The sequence below is a fragment of the Leptospira ognonensis genome (genome assembly GCF_004770745.1).
In the GTDB taxonomy this organism is placed as follows: Bacteria; Spirochaetota; Leptospiria; order Leptospirales; family Leptospiraceae; genus Leptospira_A; species Leptospira_A ognonensis.
On record NZ_RQGD01000024.1, the window covers coordinates 79,621 to 96,099 of the forward strand.

Here is a 16,479-nt window from a genome sequence, read left to right on the forward strand (position 1 = left end):
TAGAGGAATTTCTCTCTACACCAAATTTTCTTCTTAGTCTTCTTTTAGATTTTCTAATTGGTTTAAGCCAAAACCGAGTGCAATCCCGATAAGTAAAGCAAGTCCAGGGATCACTGTTTCATCGAAATTCGCAGGCAAAATATTTTTTGCTGTCGCAATCTGAATGTCTCGTTTCACCTCTCCACTTCTGCCAACGATGGCTTGTCCATTGGCATAGTCTTTAAAGGGCCAGAGGATGAAAAAGGAACCAAGGATTAGGCCGAGTAAAAAAGTCATCGTGTGCGATTTATATTTTTTAAATAACCATTTAACAAAGTGCGTAAATACAATCAGACCCACCAAACATCCAAGAGCAAAGGCAACAAGGAAAAAGATAGAATCTAGCTCTAGAATATTGGAAAGTTTGCCGATCACGATTTGATACTCGCCTAAAACTAGCATAATATAAGAACCAGAGATACCCGGAAGGATCATTGCCGAGATCGCGATCATACCTGTAAGGAAGGCTATGAGCGGATTTTCTGAACCAGTTGTATCGCCCATAAACAAACTTGGAAGGATGGTAAGAGCTATGCCTGGAATCAGATAGATCCATTCTTTGATGCCGTGATTTTCTATTAATTTATAAGGAACAGATAAAGAGGGAATGATGAGTCCGATAAACAAAGCCAAGGTGGCTGCCGGATGATTTTGCAATAGAAATTGGATTAATTTTGCGCCGGAGATTACGGAGAGCAGCAATCCGAAGCCTAAAAAGGCTAAAAACCAAAAATCAATTCGCTTCATCTCCTTTCTGAAATGTTCTCGTTTCGTAGGATTTGTAAAACCTATGAGAAATTGAATAGTAACTGAAACTGTGATTCCATTGATCGATGTAATCGCTGTAATCAATCGATCGTAAAGACCGAGTATGAGAGCAAAAGTTCCACCGGACACTCCGGGTATCAAATTGGCAATTCCGATCAAAAATCCATTAAGGATACAAAATAGAATTTCTTTTTTAGTTAGTGGCATAGGAGAAAGAGTTTACAAACTAAATCTCTAGGCAAGATTTTTTCTGTAGTAAAAAAGCGCAAACCGGAGAAGGGAATAGACCGCAATATAGAGGCTCAAAATAAATAGAATAAAAATCGTTTCGGTAGGAAAGTTTTTAATCCACTTCAATTTGTACAAACTGTAAAAAATTGTCGCTGGTAAATTTGCAAGTATCACAAAAAGAGTTGTTCCAGATTTTCCAAGCCAAGTTTCCGTCAGCAACTGATAGAGATGTTCCCTATGCGCTAAAAAAAGATTCTTTTTCTGACACATTCGTATGATGATTGTTAGAATTCCATCAACCCAGAATACAGGGAAGAGGAAAAATAATTTTAAAAGTTCGAAGGATTCGTCTGATTCTTTGCTCACCAAAAGAGGAAAGGATACCAGAAGAAATCCAAGAACGAGAGAACCACTGTCGCCCATAAATAACTTTGCCTTTGGATAGTTAAAAAAGGCGAATCCAGAAAGGGCACAAAGTAACAAAGTTAACAGTAAAAAATAACTTCCCTTAGGTGCAAAGGCAGGTGAAAAAATTATCATCCAAAAAATTAAAGTCACAAAAATGGTCCCCACAAGATAAAGATCGAGACCATCCATGAAATTGACAAGATTTACAATAAAAACCAGAAGGAACCCACAAAACAAAATTGAAATTATCTGGTTTTGTATCAAATGTCCGAGCAGACTAATGCTTGGATTTAAACATAGAATCCAACCGAAACAAAAAACAAATTCAAGTAGGAGCCTTATGTTAGGCGAAAGATGGTAGAGATCGTCTAAAAAACCAACCATACAAAAAAAGATAGATCCGAGTATCAGGAGTTTTAGATGAAATGCGTTCGAAATAGCTCCAGGGAAGAGATAATAAGTAACGAGAAGATAAAAGAGAAATAAGGGAACAAAGATCATTCCGCCCGACTTTTTTGTGATTTCTGAGTGTAGGCTTCGTTCGTTGGGGATATCCTTGATGCCGAAGGAGCCAAAAACATAAGTAGCATGCAAAATGAGGCTAATTAAGGCTAAAATCGCCAGAATGACGGAAAATGCGAACTCCATTTCCTCTAAGTTTCCGAACTGGCCTCAATTTGGCAGTTTTTTATTGCAAAAATGAGTCCCCATTCCAGTTTTAAATTTATGTTTCAAGGCGTCTATACTGCAGTCATCACTCCCTTTCGTAACGGCAAAATTGATTATGAGAGTTATTTCAAAATCCTTGAAAACCAAATCAATTCCGGTGTGGCAGGGGTTGTACCTTGCGGCACGACAGGAGAATCCCCGACCCTTTCCTACGAGGAGCACAAAGAACTCATCCAAAAAACTGTCGAGGTAGTGGCAGGACGGATCCAGGTGATTGCTGGAACTGGCTCAAATTCTACGACGGAAGCCATCGAACTTACCGAAAGTGCCTGTGCGGACGGTGTGGATGGCATTCTCTCGGTAAATCCTTATTACAACAAACCGACGCAGGAAGGTATGTTCCTGCATTTTTCGGAAATCTCCAAGCATGCAAACAAGCCCATCATGCTTTACAATATTCCAGGTCGGACGAATGTCAATCTGCTGCCTGAAACTGTCCAAAGACTTTCCGAATTGTCAAACATAACAGCCATTAAAGAAGCAACGGGCGATTTAGGTCAGATGGCCAAAGTCATATCCCTCACCAAGCCAGAATTTACTCTATTATCTGGTGATGATAATTTGACCTTACCTGTTCTTTCCATAGGTGGGATGGGAGTCGTTTCCGTTGTATCAAATTTGTTTCCCAGAGCCTGTGTGGATATGGTCGCCCTTTTTCAGAGAGGCGACGTTGCCGCGAGCAGAAAGATATATTATAAATTATTGCCTGTCTTCATAAATGCCTTCATCGAAACAAATCCGATACCCATCAAAGCTGCCATGAGTTGGTTTGGATATTGCCAAAATGATTTAAGACTACCCATGACATCAATCACAAGCGGTCCTGGGGCGGATAATTTCAAGAAGATTGTATTTCAATTGAAAGAGGAAGGCATTGTCTAAGTTAAAAATTGGCCTGATAGGTGCGAATGGGCGAATGGGCAAAGCCATAATACAAGTTCTTGCCCAATCACAAAAATCAAGTTTGAGTTCTGCAACAGTCAAAGCAGGGTCCGTTTATATCGGCTTTGATTCTGGGATTCATTCGGGCATCAAGGAAACGGGTGTTATTTTTGATTCAGATTTAGTGGCTGCTTGTAAAGGTTCTGATGTGCTCATCGATTTTAGTTCTCATACAGGTTTCTCTGAAAACTTATCAATCGCGGTCGCTGAGAAAAAACCCATCGTAATTGGAACAACGGGACTTACAGAAGCTGAAAAAATGGAAATCCAAACAGCTTCCACACAAATACCTATTGTGTTCTCACCTAATATGTCTGTAGGTGTAAATTTATTATTTAAGCTCACAGAAATCGCTGCAAAAGTTTTGCAAGAGGATTTTGATGTTGAGGTCTTAGACATCCATCATAGGCATAAAAAGGATGCACCATCAGGTACGGCTCAGCACCTAAAGGAAGTTCTACTGCGCGCTTTTGATCGAAAAGAAGAAAATGTCATTTATGGAAGGCACGGGATGTATCCAGAGCGAGATCCAAAAGAAATCGCAATCCATACCATGCGAGCGGGGGAAGTGATCGGTGACCACACGGTCTTTTTTTTAAGCCCAGAGGAGAGGATTGAAATTTCACATAAAGCCCAGGACCGTAAAACATTCGCAGTCGGTGCGGTGAAAGCAGCGGAGTTTTTGTCGGATAAATCTAAGGGATTATATAATATGTTCGATGTCTTAGGAATTTAGATTGGATTTTCTTCGTGGTCTATATATCATTCCTTGGAGTAAAAATTACGTCTCGATAGGACTTGATATACTCATAGTTGCTTTCATTATTTATAAAACCTATACGACATTACGTCGGACGAGAGGCTTGCAACTGTTACTTGGAGTTGGGATAATTTGGATCTCGGGAAGTCTCGCAGAGTATTTAAATTTTGAATTATTAGAATGGATTCTTACAAATATCAGACCTGCTCTGGTCTTTGCGATCATAGTCCTCTTACAGCCTGAGCTAAGACGAATCACTGGAGATTTTGCTCGCATCAGACTGCTCAGATTGTTTTTTCTCAAGCCAGTCTTTGATCTAGACCCGATTATAGATGCTGTGAGGAGTATGGCCTCGCAAAAGATTGGTTCCCTCATCGTACTTGTCAAAGATATCAGCTTAAAAGAAATTTCTGAAAATGCTGTTAATATTGATGCAGCTGTCTCTTCTGAATTGCTTCAAACTATCTTCTTTAAAAATAGCCCTCTGCATGATGGAGCCGTCATCATCGAACAAAATCGAATTATTTCTGCTGCCTCTTATCTACCAATGAGTAGCAATCTTGAAATCTCTACTTTGGGTGCAAGGCACAGATCAGCGCTTGGTCTTAGTGAGGAGTCTGATTCTATTATCATCGTTACTTCTGAGGAAACTGGAGAAATCACGGTTTGTTTTGCTGGTGAAATGTTTCATCCGGTAAAACCTCTGGAGTTAAAAGCACTTGTGAGCGGATTGATGTCGGGAACAAAAAAAACTGCCAAAGACGATGAAAGAAAAAGAAACAAAGAGCGGGAAATCGGAGTCACTCATGATTAAAAGTATCATGGAAAAAATATTCCGAAACTGGAAAGCGAAGCTCCTCTCCTTATTAATTGCCGCGTTCTTTTATATAAATTTACAAAATTCGAAAATTCTTATAAAAACGATAAATGTTCCCGTTGAATATCCTAAGTTAAGTGGAAATTTATCTTATGCTAAGAATCCAGAAAAAACGATTCCCGTTCGAGTTGAAGGCCTTAAGGACGTTGTCAATTATTACTCTCAGTTTATGAAGGCAGTCATTGAAGCTGAGGATGTTCAATTTGGAGTCACTGAGGTTCCGATCAAAAAAATCGTCGGTGTTCCGAATGGTGTCAAAGTTACGAAACTTAAAAAAACGGTTCCAGTCGAAATAGAATCTCGGGGATTAAAAGTTGTTCCAGTAGAAGTTGTTTTTGAAGGGAATCCACCACCAAACTTTGAGAAGCTGACTCAAATCCTGAGCCCCTCTCGCGTGACCATTAGTGGAAAGCCACAAGATTTAGAGAAAATTTCGAAGGTTACGCTTCCTGAAATTAGTTTGAATGAACGAAGAGAGCCTTTCGCGAAAACCGTGAGAATTCCAGATTTACCTAAAGGGCTTAACGTTTTAGGGACACGAGATGTGACGGTAAATGTAAACATCATTCCACTTTCCTATAAAACGGGTGAACAGACTGCAGCGGGTATTCCTATCATATGTTCAGGACTTGATCCGAGGCTGGAAGCTGAATTCTCAGAGGAACAATTGGCGATCCGATATTTCTCGCTTAAGCCCATTCGTTCTGCACAAATCCTAACAGGGATTGTAGCTCAAGTGCCTTGCAATTACATCTATGATCCTATCAAAAAAAAGATCATTCCAGAACTCCAGCCCCAGATAGCGAAAGTTAGAGTCGTAAAAAATAAGGACCTTAAGGGAATTGAAATTCTTCAGACCAATCCAGAAAAAATTGAAATTAGATATCGTATCAAAGAAGGCATCGATATACCAGGGAACGACGGATCTGACCCAGAAGAAGGAAGTGGTCTTGAAGATCCAAGTCATTGGCCTGGTGCTAGTAAATCTTAGTTAGCTTTTAGTTTTGTTTTAAAAAATCGTATATTTCTTTAAAGCAAGCTTCTGGATTTTCCCATTGAGGGTAATGACCGATTTCCTCCCATTTGATGATCTTTCCGTTTTTGATGGGCATTTTTTCGATTTCGGTTATGAGATGTCTCCCGCTCACAGGATCGCTTCCCCCATTGATAAAAAGAAGTGGCACATCTGTCTTTGTTAAAACTCCTACCCAACGTTCCTGATATTGTTTTCTATCCTTGATGTAGTGTAACAGCTTATGTGCGATTCGAATGTTTCCAGGATAGGTAATAAGTTTCCAAAGAGTATTCAATTCACCAGCTTCTGGTTTAGTTTTCGGACCAAATACTTCACTGAATGCCTTAGCAAACTTTTTTGGATTGAATCCTTTGGAGAGAATCGGTCCAAGAATTGGTAATGTTAAAAGTTTTTGAGTAAAGGTGGGTCTATGCAGACTTGGGATTAGTCCTCCGTTAAGGAATACGGCACCATCGATCTCAAACTTTTTGGTTGAAGATTCCAAGTTTCGTGCTAAGAGCTCTTGACCAACGCTAACCGCATAATCATGAAAAACGAATTTCACTCTTTTTAGGGCATTCTTCTCAATAAAGGATTCAATGATATCAGTTTGTTCGAGGATGCTATATGTGTGATTTTTTGGTTTTGATGAATATCCGAATCCTAGAAAATCGATCGCATATGTATTAAAATGGCGGCTCAGACCTGCAAAAATTTTTGAATAATCCCAGGACGATGTTGGGAATCCATGTAACAAAAGTAAGTGATTTCCTCTTCCTTCATTAATATAGAATATTTGATGTTTATGGTAATCAAAGAACTTCCCACTTGCAAGCCATTCTGTCGCATTTCTTTTTGGAATTGTTTCTTGAGTCATGGTTAAAAGTGAATCAGTATATCTCAGTTTATGTCAATCAATTTGTAATTCTTTAAGGGCTTGACAGTGTAACTTTTAAATATCCTGCTTAGTCAGATGTCTTTATATCCTATTAAATACTTTTATGTGCCAGATGGACTCATGTCAGATTGGGATTATTTTTGGTACCAGTTCCCCTATGGAGCGCCAGGATTACTTACCTTTGTTGTTGGGATATTCTTAAGTTATTTTGCCTTTCAAAAGTTTAAAACATCTAATGACGACAATCGTAAATTTCATTTAAATTTGGTAATCGCATTCATCAGCTTTGGGACAACAGGACTTGTACTGACTCTTAGAGCTTGGATTCAGAACATTGACACACTTATATTTTGGAATGATGTTTTATATTTTCTGGTAGCGCCGCTGGCACCTTCGGGTTTGTATTTAGCATACTACATGACTGGCAGAAAGAGCAAACTTCTGCTATACTGGTCTTATCTACTTTGGTTCGCTTCCCTTTTTTTATATTTCGGAATCCTGATCGGAAAAGGTTTTGAGAGAGATTTTTTTACCTATACTTTTGGAAAATATCCCAAGGGGAGTATGTTTATCAAACCTTGGGGACTGCTTGCTCCTATCGCCTATTTTTTTCAGATTGTACCTGCTTTTATTAAACACTATGATCATATACGTCAAAACTACCATCTGTCTTTGTTCCACGGAGTTAATTTATTATTCTTACTCGTGGTCTTCAATGCTCCAAGTATCTTAGGCTATAAATTTTATCCGGGTGGATTTTTTCTCTTTATCCCCATGTTGATGGTTGCCTACGGAGTTTTTCGGTCTGACTTCTTCGATGTCAATGAGCTTCTATTTCAGAAAAACGGAATGTTCTACTTCCTTTTTGCCTTATTGTCATTCGTATTGATTTTTATCTCTTTTGGTGTATCTTTTGGTCTTTCTCCCATCTCTTATGAGGCATCAAAATGGTATCCCTGGGGGCTTCCCCCTGTCGTAAGTGTCTTTGCATCCGTTTTTCTTTCTATACTTGTTGCCGGGGCCAATCCATCTGCTCGTCTGAACCAGCTGTGTGCCTTTGCCTTAATACTTATGGGATTTTATGTCATACAATCAGTACCATTAAAGTTGAACGTCTCTTATGTGGTTCAACTTCGCATTTCACAAATAACCTTCGTAGCTTTCTCTTTTGCCCCGTCCATTATGGTAAGGTTAGTCTTTCAGGCTATCGCCAAAAAGGATCCAGTCTGGTTAAAGTACATCGATGTGTTATGTGTAATCGCTGCTCTGCTTGCACCATCACCTTATTTATTCGTCGGCTTTTTTGAATATCCATGGTCAAGAGTCCATCATGGAGGACCAGCGGAAATATTGATTGGTTTTAATGGTGCACTTGCTTTTTTACTAGTGCTTTTTACTTTCCTAAAACATCGTGATTATTTGAATTCCGCATCAAAGTGGATCGTTGGTTCTTTTCTACTTTCAGCAGGTTTGTTTTTATTTGCATTACTTCCGTCTCATGGCATCCCCCTTTATCCGATTAGTGATTTTCAATTTATTCCTGCACTGATCTTGGGTTATTCGGTCTTAAGGCATGGTGCTTTATCCTTAGAAGGTCGGACCATTCAGCTCAGCCAAAAACTAGCCAATCTAGGTCTGGTAACTATGGGGATTGCCGGTATTCTTTATTTTCCACTCATTCGAGATCAGTATGGTATGGGCGAATCAGCGTTTCACCTAATGATGATCGTATTACCTCTCATTTTGTTTAATTACTTAGTCATCTATATCATGTCGAGACCTCTGGCGGAAGAACTTGATATCAGTTACTTTTTGTTAGATTTAGAAAAACAGAAGGCAGATGAAGAAAGAGAGAAGGCGCTCATTGCTCAGGATAAGTCCGAGATCGCCATGGAAGAATCAGAGAAATTGCTTCTAAATATTCTTCCGTATAAAGTTGCACAAGAGTTGAAGGAAAAGGGATCTGTAACACCTGCTAGATACGAAAAAGTAAGCGTTCTTTTTACTGATTTTAAAGGTTTTACGAAAGTAGCCGAAGGTATGGATGAACAAGAGCTTTTGCATGAGTTAGATGCCAGTTTCACTCAATTTGATGAAATTATATTGAGAAACAATTTAGAAAAATTAAAAACAATCGGAGATTCTTATATGTGTGCCGGCGGTCTGCCAGTATCCAACAAGACCAATGCGATTGATTCTTGTATAGCCGCCTTAGAAATTCAAAGTTTTATGAATCAATTGAAAGAAATTAAAATCGGATTGGGTCTCCCGTTTTGGGAATTGAGATTAGGAATTCATACGGGTCCCGTGGTTGCGGGTGTTGTGGGAAGATTTAAATTTGCCTACGATATATGGGGAGATACGGTAAACACTGCCTCTCGTATGGAATCAGGTGGTGAGACGGGGAAGATCAATATATCCTCAGCAACTCACGAAGAAATAAAATATTTTTTTGAAACGGAATATCGGGGGAAAATTCATGGTAAAAACAAAGGAGAAATGGATATGTATTTTCTCCATCGTTTAAAACCAAGGTATTCACAAGATCCTGAGGGCAAGGCACCTAACAAACTCTTTCGCGATATCTATGCAAAGATTCATGCAGGTGCCACTGTTCAATGGAAACATCAAAACAAAGATTAGCTTGCTTCCTCTTCTGCAAGCCAAGTGCGCAAAAGTTGAGCCACGTCCTCGGGCTTCTCTTTGGCAAGATTGATCGCGTTTTCGAGAAGTTCTCTTCTGAGTTTTTCGTCTAGAGAGAGCTCGACTTCTGCTCCCCCTTCGTCCATCACTCGAAGTGCTGCTTCGCGCATCATCTGCTGTTGCGCAGCGAGTTCTTCTTCTCTGAGCCTTCTTCTTCGTGCCATCTCTTTCTTGATCGCTCGGTAGACAAGAACTGCTAGGATAAGTAAAATGAGAATGATAAGTGAAGCAATGACCATATTACGAATGGCTCTTTGTTTTTGAAACTCTTCATCTTCGGCACGAAATTGTTCCGTTCTATCCTTAGGGATTGTAATGACACTGATTTGGTCACCACGAGGTCTCGTATAACCAATCGCAGCTTCCAAGTTTTTTCGGATTAATTTTAAATCAGATTCCGCAACTGGAATGTACTTTCGATCATACCCCATTCCATCTTCTCTTTCTTTCCTATCCCAGACCCCATCTACAACGACAGAGAGACCTATCTTATCAATTTTCCAAGGCTGGCGTTTGATATCTTTGACACGTTTATTAAATTCGTAATTATTTATATTTTCATCTTTCGAATACTCAGCTTTTTGGTAGTCCGTGTCTTTATAACCTGGTGGTAAATTTGGTTCTGTCCCGGCTGGACCATCGGGAGTGAATCCTCTTCCTTTGAATGCTTCCTTTGTTTCTTTTGAGGAAACTTTAAGAGAGTAGCCATCAACTAATTTTCGTTCTGAATAAGGTGTGTCAGGGTTATCATATTCAGCAACAACAGGCATAACTTCGTTTTCGGTCAGTGACTCTTGGTCCCAGTTGAGAACGTATTCGAATCTCGTGATATCAACCCTATCTTCACCACCTAAGTACCAGCGAAGGGTATTTCGAATATCAATGAGTCGTTTGACACGCTCTTCTTCTTCAATGCGTAATTTTTCTTGGACGATTCGTAATTCTAATCTTTCTTTTTCTAAATCTTCTTCAAAATCAGAAATGATCTTTCCGTCTGGATCGGCAACACTTACGTTTTCAGGTTTTAACTTTGGTACGGCGCGCGCTACCAAATTCACAATCCCTTTCACTTCCTTTTTACTTAAGCCTTCAACGCCTGGTCTAAAATGTAAGATGACACTCGCTTTAACAGGGTAGGCATTTGCTTCAAATAGATCTGCCTCTGGCATTGCGATGTTTACATCTGCCTTTTCAATGGGCCTTAGGGTCATTAAGGATTTTTCGATCGCACCTTTAAGAGCACGGTATTTTTTGATGTCTTTGTCGAACTGAGTTTCTGTGAATTTTTCAATATCGAAAAGTTCCCATCCGCTCACGCCAGCTGGGATTAAATTTTCTTGGGCGAGTTTGGTTACGATCTCTTGTCTGACATCTGGATCGACAGTGATCATTGACGTTTCGCTTGTACCGTAACTATAACCTAACGCATCAAGTTTTTTTGTTACTTCCGAGAAATCTTTTGGATCTAAGTCTTTAAATAATACGATGCGATTCCGAGTCGAAGAGACATTGGAGAGAATCACAACGGCTGCCACGATGACGAGAAGGACACCGCCTAAGATCATTTTTTTGGTCTTGTCTAATTTGTTGAAAAGATCTTTGATGTTATCGATAATTTTTTGCAGTGGCTCAGGCATACTTGTGGCATCATCCTATAATGGGACATAATGCCAGCTTTGGTCATTTTTGTACAAGTATTTTTCGTGATTTTCTCTTGCGATCCCAAGCCTTGCGGACGATTCTTTTGAAGTGGACTCGATTTATACCATTGATTGCAAGTATGCTGGGATTTTAGACGTGGCCTGTGCCTACCTTGTGGTAGAAGGTGACCGAGCAAGCTTCATAGAAACAAACACAACTCTTGCTGTTCCCTTATTGCTCGCAAAATTAGAGGCGCTCGGAATCCCTAAAGAGAATGTAGACTATGTCATCATCACGCATGTCCACCTAGACCATGCGGGTGGTGCCTCTGCCTTACTCCAAGCTTGCCCCAATGCAACCCTCCTTGCGCATCCAAAGGCCGCAAAACATATGATCACGCCTGAGAGACTGATTGCCAGTAGCATGCAGGTCTATGGGGAAGAAAATTTTAAAAAATTATATGGGGAAATCAATCCCATACCTTCCCAGCGAGTACGGGTCATGTTAGATGGTGAGACTCTCGTCTGGGGTGAGAGAAGTCTGAAGTTTTTGTATACACGGGGGCATGCCAACCATCACTTTTGCATCCATGATTCAAAATCAAATTCGATATTTACAGGAGATAGTTTTGGCATCGCCTATCCTGCAATGGAGAAAGGTGGCAGGTTTATTTTTCCGACGACCACTCCTACCGATTTTCATTCCGAGGAGGCAATACGTTCCCTTGGGCTGATTCTGGGCACGGGAGCAACGACAGCCTACCTAACTCATTTTGGAAGTATTCAGAATCTTGAAATACAATCGCAATATTTAAGAAAGGGAATCCTTCAGTGCCAAGAAGCCATAGATCATGCAAAAAAAATATTTCCATCAGAAAATGGTTCTAATAGAGATAAGGTGTATTTATTTTTCGTGGAAACAGTGAAAGATATGATTTCAACATTGGCGGAAGACCAGAAAGTTACTTTATCGGAAAATGATTGGCGCTTACTTGGGTTAGATGTCGATTTAAATGCCCAAGGTTTAGTTTTTGCTATGGGCCGAAATTTCTAAATGATTCGTATTTTATTTGTTATATTCTGTTTCTTTACCATCGTGTCTATTTTTTCCTGCATGACACCTAGCGAGATTGATCGGTCGAGCCATAGGATCCAATTGCGAGTGAAGTGCGATGAGTTTGATGATACATTTTATTATCCAACACCTCTCATGGAACGAAAGGACCTTCTCACTGTGCTTGCCGAACTTTCTTTAAAAGAAAATCCAGCAATCCGATTCATTTCCACAAACCAGACTGAAGAGATTATGGAAGTAAATGGAAGGAGAACGAGCTGGAAGGAGGCTTGGCATATCTATTTAAATGGGCAACTTCTTTCTTCTGAAGATTTAAAAAAAGGGGTCCGGGTCGGTGAGAAGGATAAATTGGAAATTCGGTTGGAGGCAACAGAACGCGTGTTTGGTATTCCTACCAAACACGAGGAATCTAAAGACTAGAAAATTATCTTAGTTGTGTTAGCTCTCTGTAAGCACGGATGAATCCGTCAGACATGGTTTTGGCGAAGGTTAGGGATATCCTTGCTTTTTCAGCCGCAATCATCACCTCATGAAGCTCCACCGAATTTGGATCGAAAACAATTTTTTGCGTCATCTCATCGGCTTCTACTTGTTGGTCGTTTACTTGTTCAAATGCTTTTTTCATGGCATTCGCAAATGTGCCCGCCACTTCATCGGGAGATTTCGCAATATCAGTTTTTCCATAATGCCTAGCATCCGTTCGTTGTACAGAAACCTTGTCGCCCTGGGGGAGAAGGGAATGCGGACGGACCGCAGAATTGATGCCACGCATAGAGGAAAAAGAAGAGATAGGGTCGATTGCCATAGGTTTTAAAATCCTTCCCTTAGAATGTCGGGAAGTCTGGGAAAAGCTTGAGTCAAAAATATTATGTCACAGAATTATTTTCCCGGGTATTGACCGAAAGGATCCTGGTAGGTGCGGTAGATTGGAATCTGGGGACGCGTTTTAGATAGACGAAATTTCGCGTACTTGGCTATGGAAAAGTCAATGGCATCTCCCACATAATAGCCGATCAAAGAGCCCCCATCGCAAGTGTCTGTATACGTCAATGGCACATTAAATTCTGTTTCAGCCTTAAATCCATATTCCAATAAATTTCCTGTACTATCCAAACGTATGAGCCCAAGCGTCGGGTATCCAGCTCGTCCCGGGAAGCTTGTGTCGTAACCTGGATCAAATAAAAAGGGTGAGAAAACAAAATATCCATCTTTTCTAGAGTCTTGGAAAATTTTATAGATCGAGCCTTGGTCGGCACCAGGTCCGCCAAGGTAAGTCACATAACTGGCATTTAATGTAGAGTTTAATTTAATCACAAATTGATCATAACTCCCCTGGTAGTTTCGCACCCGCACGGAATCTAGACCTACAAATTGTGCCGAGGTCACCCCTGCAAAGATCATCTCATTGGCTATTTCTGATTCTTTAGGGATGGGAAGGATGGGACTTGCTTGCGAGCTGCCCGAAAGTAAAAACGTATGTCGCAAATATTTCCCGTCGGAATCAAATTGTGCGATCAAAAATTCTTTTCTAGGAGTCGTTCCCGTATGATTTTGGACCACTTGGTTGTATCCGACATCCAATGGCTCTCGCTCAAAGCCATAAGTGTAAATCGTGTCAGTTGACGAGACAGAAACCTTCTCAACTGTGCGAATCTGAGTCGATGTGGAGCCTGCAAAAAAATGAACCCAGGTTCCGGTCCCTGTGGGTTTTAATCGCATGACAAAAGATGCATTTTCAGGGATAGTAGAAGATAATTTGATTACGGAACCGGTAAAGGATGAGAATCCATTGGAATTAGTTTCTCCACCTACAACAAGATCACCATTGCTTAGTTTGGCGATTGAGTATGCTTTATTATTTCCAGTGTTACTACCAAAGTAAGTATTCCATAAGATACTGCCATCTTTTGCCATATGGAAAACGGCAACATTGGTAAAACCGCTGATAAAATTATTGAGTGGTGATCCCACCGATGAGGATGCTGAGAAGGTCAAATAGACCCCGGAATCTGATTCGATGAGTCCGATCGCATTTCCGGCTGTATTGGCTAGTCCGATCGTTCTCGTCCATTCGAGCGCACCATTCGCAGTAAATTTAAAAAGGGCCGCGTTGCGTGAGGTTGTTGAATCTTCAGTCCCGATAAAAGCGTCTGCGTCCAGATTCTTTTCCGGTTTGAAAGTAGAGATGCCGAAGACATAGATCGACTTGTCTCTCGTCTGAATGATTTGGATCGGAGTGAGTGCCTCCCTTACCGTAACAGACCGGTAGGCGGGTTCATATTCAAATTGAGTCGTGTCACAAACGGCAAGGGGACGGATGAACTCCTGCCATAACAAGCGCTCGAGACTAGCCTCAGACCTGGTATCTCCAGAATTTCGTAGATCGGAGGGATTGCAAAAAAAAAGGCACAGACCGATGGTAAACCCAAGGAAAAGGTAAATAAATCTCGATTTCATGGCTGTGATGTTGTCCCTAAGGGAATAACATGCAAGGAAGTCATAGATTGCAATTAAAAATCAAAGTTTTAGAATTTCATTTCGCAATAAATCAAACAATGATCCGAGTATTTAGGCCCTTCCGATCTCCATCGCTTTATTGAACATCGCTTTGGTTCCATTGATCATTTGCACATTGGCCTCATAGGATCTGGATGCAGAAATCATATCTGTCATTTCTGTTACAATGTTGATATTTGGAAATTCCACATAACCTTTTTTGGGCCCTGTCTGAATGGCATCTGGATGAGTGGGGTCATAGGTAAGCCGAAGAGGGCTCATATCCTTTTCAATCTTCATGACCTTTACACCTTTGCCTTCGCCAGGAGAAACTCCAAAAGGATAAACAGGGCTGTTGTATTTTGGTCGCAAGTTGACTGGGGTTAAGATGACCCGATCTCTTCGGAAAGGGCCATCTCCATTTGTATTACGAGTCGTCGTCGCATTAGCAATGTTATTCGAGATAACATCCATACGAAGTCTTTGGGCCGATAGCCCAGTAGCTGAAACATTGATTGAATCAAACATGCCCATATATTATTCCTAAATCCTATATTCCTAAGTACTTCTCATGACGATATTGAGGAGTCGATTGTTTTGATTGAGACGCTCAATCATCAAATTATAAGTCATCTGGTTTTGGTTAGCTTCTACGATTTCCTTTTCAATATCCACATTGTTTCCATCAGGTCGCATGGTTGTCAGATAATCTGTATTTACTTTAGGTTTTACATCCCGGTAATCTAAGGGTTTAAAAAATTCTATGTGTTTTTCGTTTGTGATTTTGGTGGGGACAGCCTTTTCTTTTTCAATCTTTTCTGATTCAAAAGCTCGTTTGAGTGCTGATTCAAATACCACCTCGGATCGCTTGAAATGAGGGACATCCGCATTGGCGATGTTATCTGTTAACACCTTTCTTTTGGTCATCCCAGCGTTTAAGCCTCTTTCCAATAGATCTTGCGTTTTCATGAAATGCGTTTCTGCAAACATAGATTCCCTCTTGGTCTAAGTTTCGGCCGTTTTTCCTGCCGGGATAAGCACTTTATGTCCCTTCTCGGCAAGTTTTTTCTCCCGATTTTCGGTCACTTCCTGGTAGTATTTCTCGTAATAAGGGAAGTTTGTGCCCATGAGACGGTCCCAAACATTAAAATAGAGGCTGTAATTGCCTTGGAACTTCTGGTGGTGAAGGTTGTGGTGAGTCGAGGTGTTGATCCATTTCGTGATGGGATGTGTCGCCCAACCTTTGGGAAAAAATTCATACCCGAGATGCCACCATATATTCAATACCATCGCGTAAAACGTATGGAAGAGAATTACATAAAAGTGAATGGGGACCACTGTTACAAAAAGCACTAAGTAGATACTTTCTAAAAATGCCTCTGTGATCTGAAAACGATATGCTGCCAGAGGAGAAGGATTCACAGACATGTGGTGCTCAATGTGGACATGAGGATAAACCTTTTTGATATGGGCAAATCGATGCATCCAATAAAACCAAGTCTCATGCCAGATGGTAATGAGGATAAAACTTAATGTAACATACCCCCAGGCAGCAAGTCCGTTGATTTCACCAAAATAAACACGATTTGGTATCAACTTCATTTTCGCCAGGGTAATGTTTGTAGTAGCAACGAGAGTGAAGACGATGAGCGTAATGGCAGACTGCCGAAATTCCTTCCATACTTTGTCCATTTTCGGAAAGGTTTTCTGAATGCGAAAGGGCTCAAAATAATCCTTTTTCCAAAGATAGAGCAACAGAAAAGCAAAACCTGCAATCGGATAATACCGAATGAAATTTAACGTCAGTTGGATGGTAGATACTTTTGTGATGCAATCCATCACGAGTTCACATTGCACTGGACCCATAAGAGCCTCCTACATTTGAAACCAGTGTATCA

The 16,479-nt window shown here is 40.5% G+C and carries 16 protein-coding genes; 7 read left to right on the top strand and 9 right to left on the bottom strand.

Annotated features, from left to right (window positions below; translation table 11 throughout):
- Positions 1 to 33: 33 nt before the first annotated feature.
- Together EHQ58_RS08885 and EHQ58_RS08890 are read right to left on the bottom strand one after the other, a co-directional pair.
- Entirely contained in the window at positions 34 to 1,014 is a 981-nt protein-coding gene (locus EHQ58_RS08885; RefSeq protein ID WP_135623539.1) for a DUF368 domain-containing protein, read from the bottom strand.
- Positions 1,015 to 1,041: 27 nt separating this feature from the next.
- Positions 1,042 to 2,094, bottom strand: coding sequence for an MraY family glycosyltransferase (locus EHQ58_RS08890; RefSeq protein WP_135623540.1), 1,053 nt, complete (start codon positions 2,092 to 2,094; stop codon positions 1,042 to 1,044).
- A gap of 78 nt (positions 2,095 to 2,172) precedes the next feature.
- Here EHQ58_RS08890 and dapA point away from each other — a divergent pair, with 78 nt between their 5' ends.
- The 4 genes from dapA to EHQ58_RS08910 are packed head-to-tail and all read left to right on the top strand — an operon-like array spanning position 2,173 to position 5,745.
- Positions 2,173 to 3,057, top strand: coding sequence for a 4-hydroxy-tetrahydrodipicolinate synthase (gene dapA, locus EHQ58_RS08895; RefSeq protein WP_135623585.1), 885 nt, complete (start codon positions 2,173 to 2,175; stop codon positions 3,055 to 3,057).
- Positions 3,050 to 3,853, top strand: coding sequence for a 4-hydroxy-tetrahydrodipicolinate reductase (gene dapB / locus EHQ58_RS08900; protein ID WP_135623541.1), 804 nt, complete (start codon positions 3,050 to 3,052; stop codon positions 3,851 to 3,853). The genes dapA and dapB overlap by 8 nt, the downstream gene beginning before the upstream one ends.
- A gap of 1 nt (position 3,854) precedes the next feature.
- Positions 3,855 to 4,691: a diadenylate cyclase CdaA gene (gene cdaA / locus EHQ58_RS08905; protein ID WP_135623542.1), complete on the top strand. Its 837-nt coding sequence runs from the start codon at positions 3,855 to 3,857 to the stop codon at positions 4,689 to 4,691.
- Complete coding sequence (locus tag EHQ58_RS08910; protein ID WP_135623586.1) at positions 4,684 to 5,745, top strand: CdaR family protein; 1,062 nt, start codon at positions 4,684 to 4,686, stop codon at positions 5,743 to 5,745. The genes cdaA and EHQ58_RS08910 overlap by 8 nt, the downstream gene beginning before the upstream one ends.
- Positions 5,746 to 5,752: 7 nt before the next feature.
- Here the strand turns inward: EHQ58_RS08910 and EHQ58_RS08915 are convergent, their stop codons facing one another.
- Positions 5,753 to 6,646, bottom strand: a complete 894-nt coding sequence (locus EHQ58_RS08915; protein WP_135623543.1) for an alpha/beta fold hydrolase — start codon at positions 6,644 to 6,646, stop codon at positions 5,753 to 5,755.
- Between the two features lie 96 nt (positions 6,647 to 6,742).
- Between EHQ58_RS08915 and EHQ58_RS08920 the strand changes: the two genes are divergently transcribed.
- Positions 6,743 to 9,310 carry an adenylate/guanylate cyclase domain-containing protein gene (locus EHQ58_RS08920; RefSeq protein WP_135623544.1) on the top strand — a complete coding sequence of 856 codons (2,568 nt, stop codon included), beginning with the start codon at positions 6,743 to 6,745 and terminating at the stop codon, positions 9,308 to 9,310.
- Here EHQ58_RS08920 and fliF read toward each other — a convergent pair.
- Positions 9,307 to 11,007, bottom strand: a complete 1,701-nt coding sequence (fliF, locus tag EHQ58_RS08925; protein ID WP_135623545.1) for a flagellar basal-body MS-ring/collar protein FliF — start codon at positions 11,005 to 11,007, stop codon at positions 9,307 to 9,309. The two genes, EHQ58_RS08920 and fliF, sit on opposite strands and share 4 nt — an antisense overlap.
- A 112-nt stretch (positions 11,008 to 11,119) precedes the next feature.
- On the opposite strand from fliF, the gene EHQ58_RS08930 reads away from it, so the two are divergent.
- On the top strand, positions 11,120 to 12,064 hold the full coding sequence (locus EHQ58_RS08930) for an MBL fold metallo-hydrolase (protein WP_135623546.1): 945 nt from the start codon (positions 11,120 to 11,122) through the stop codon (positions 12,062 to 12,064).
- The gene (locus EHQ58_RS18920; protein ID WP_246047264.1) at positions 12,065 to 12,505 is read left to right on the top strand and encodes a hypothetical protein; all 441 of its coding nucleotides are present in this window, start codon (positions 12,065 to 12,067) and stop codon (positions 12,503 to 12,505) included.
- Positions 12,506 to 12,509: 4 nt separating this feature from the next.
- Here EHQ58_RS18920 and fliE read toward each other — a convergent pair whose 3' ends face one another.
- The 5 genes from fliE to EHQ58_RS08960 form a co-directional block, all read right to left on the bottom strand.
- The gene (gene fliE / locus EHQ58_RS08940; protein WP_135623547.1) at positions 12,510 to 12,890 is read right to left on the bottom strand and encodes a flagellar hook-basal body complex protein FliE; all 381 of its coding nucleotides are present in this window, start codon (positions 12,888 to 12,890) and stop codon (positions 12,510 to 12,512) included.
- Between the two features lie 74 nt (positions 12,891 to 12,964).
- Positions 12,965 to 14,542: a hypothetical protein gene (locus EHQ58_RS08945; protein WP_135623548.1), complete on the bottom strand. Its 1,578-nt coding sequence runs from the start codon at positions 14,540 to 14,542 to the stop codon at positions 12,965 to 12,967.
- Positions 14,543 to 14,653: 111 nt separating this feature from the next.
- Complete coding sequence (flgC, locus tag EHQ58_RS08950; protein WP_135623549.1) at positions 14,654 to 15,115, bottom strand: flagellar basal body rod protein FlgC; 462 nt, start codon at positions 15,113 to 15,115, stop codon at positions 14,654 to 14,656.
- A 24-nt stretch (positions 15,116 to 15,139) separates the two neighbouring features.
- Positions 15,140 to 15,571: a flagellar basal body rod protein FlgB gene (gene flgB, locus EHQ58_RS08955; RefSeq protein ID WP_135623550.1), complete on the bottom strand. Its 432-nt coding sequence runs from the start codon at positions 15,569 to 15,571 to the stop codon at positions 15,140 to 15,142.
- A gap of 15 nt (positions 15,572 to 15,586) precedes the next feature.
- Positions 15,587 to 16,447, bottom strand: coding sequence for a sterol desaturase family protein (locus tag EHQ58_RS08960; protein ID WP_135623551.1), 861 nt, complete (start codon positions 16,445 to 16,447; stop codon positions 15,587 to 15,589).
- Positions 16,448 to 16,479: the final 32 nt, after the last annotated feature.

What these genes read in the sequence shown, in the direction of transcription:
- fliE (WP_135623547.1), bottom strand. Translation starts at nt 12,890, where the DNA reads ATGGCAATCGACCCTATCTCTTCTTTTTCCTCTATGCGTGGCATCAAT.
- EHQ58_RS08920 (WP_135623544.1), top strand. Translation starts at nt 6,743, where the DNA reads ATGTCTTTATATCCTATTAAATACTTTTATGTGCCAGATGGACTCATG.
- fliF (WP_135623545.1), bottom strand. Translation starts at nt 11,007, where the DNA reads ATGCCTGAGCCACTGCAAAAAATTATCGATAACATCAAAGATCTTTTC.
- EHQ58_RS08960 (WP_135623551.1), bottom strand. Translation starts at nt 16,447, where the DNA reads ATGGGTCCAGTGCAATGTGAACTCGTGATGGATTGCATCACAAAAGTA.
- EHQ58_RS08915 (WP_135623543.1), bottom strand. Translation starts at nt 6,646, where the DNA reads ATGACTCAAGAAACAATTCCAAAAAGAAATGCGACAGAATGGCTTGCA.
- EHQ58_RS08910 (WP_135623586.1), top strand. Translation starts at nt 4,684, where the DNA reads ATGATTAAAAGTATCATGGAAAAAATATTCCGAAACTGGAAAGCGAAG.
- flgC (WP_135623549.1), bottom strand. Translation starts at nt 15,115, where the DNA reads ATGGGCATGTTTGATTCAATCAATGTTTCAGCTACTGGGCTATCGGCC.
- dapA (WP_135623585.1), top strand. Translation starts at nt 2,173, where the DNA reads ATGTTTCAAGGCGTCTATACTGCAGTCATCACTCCCTTTCGTAACGGC.
- flgB (WP_135623550.1), bottom strand. Translation starts at nt 15,571, where the DNA reads ATGTTTGCAGAAACGCATTTCATGAAAACGCAAGATCTATTGGAAAGA.
- EHQ58_RS08890 (WP_135623540.1), bottom strand. Translation starts at nt 2,094, where the DNA reads ATGGAGTTCGCATTTTCCGTCATTCTGGCGATTTTAGCCTTAATTAGC.
- EHQ58_RS08885 (WP_135623539.1), bottom strand. Translation starts at nt 1,014, where the DNA reads ATGCCACTAACTAAAAAAGAAATTCTATTTTGTATCCTTAATGGATTT.
- EHQ58_RS18920 (WP_246047264.1), top strand. Translation starts at nt 12,065, where the DNA reads ATGATTCGTATTTTATTTGTTATATTCTGTTTCTTTACCATCGTGTCT.
- EHQ58_RS08945 (WP_135623548.1), bottom strand. Translation starts at nt 14,542, where the DNA reads ATGAAATCGAGATTTATTTACCTTTTCCTTGGGTTTACCATCGGTCTG.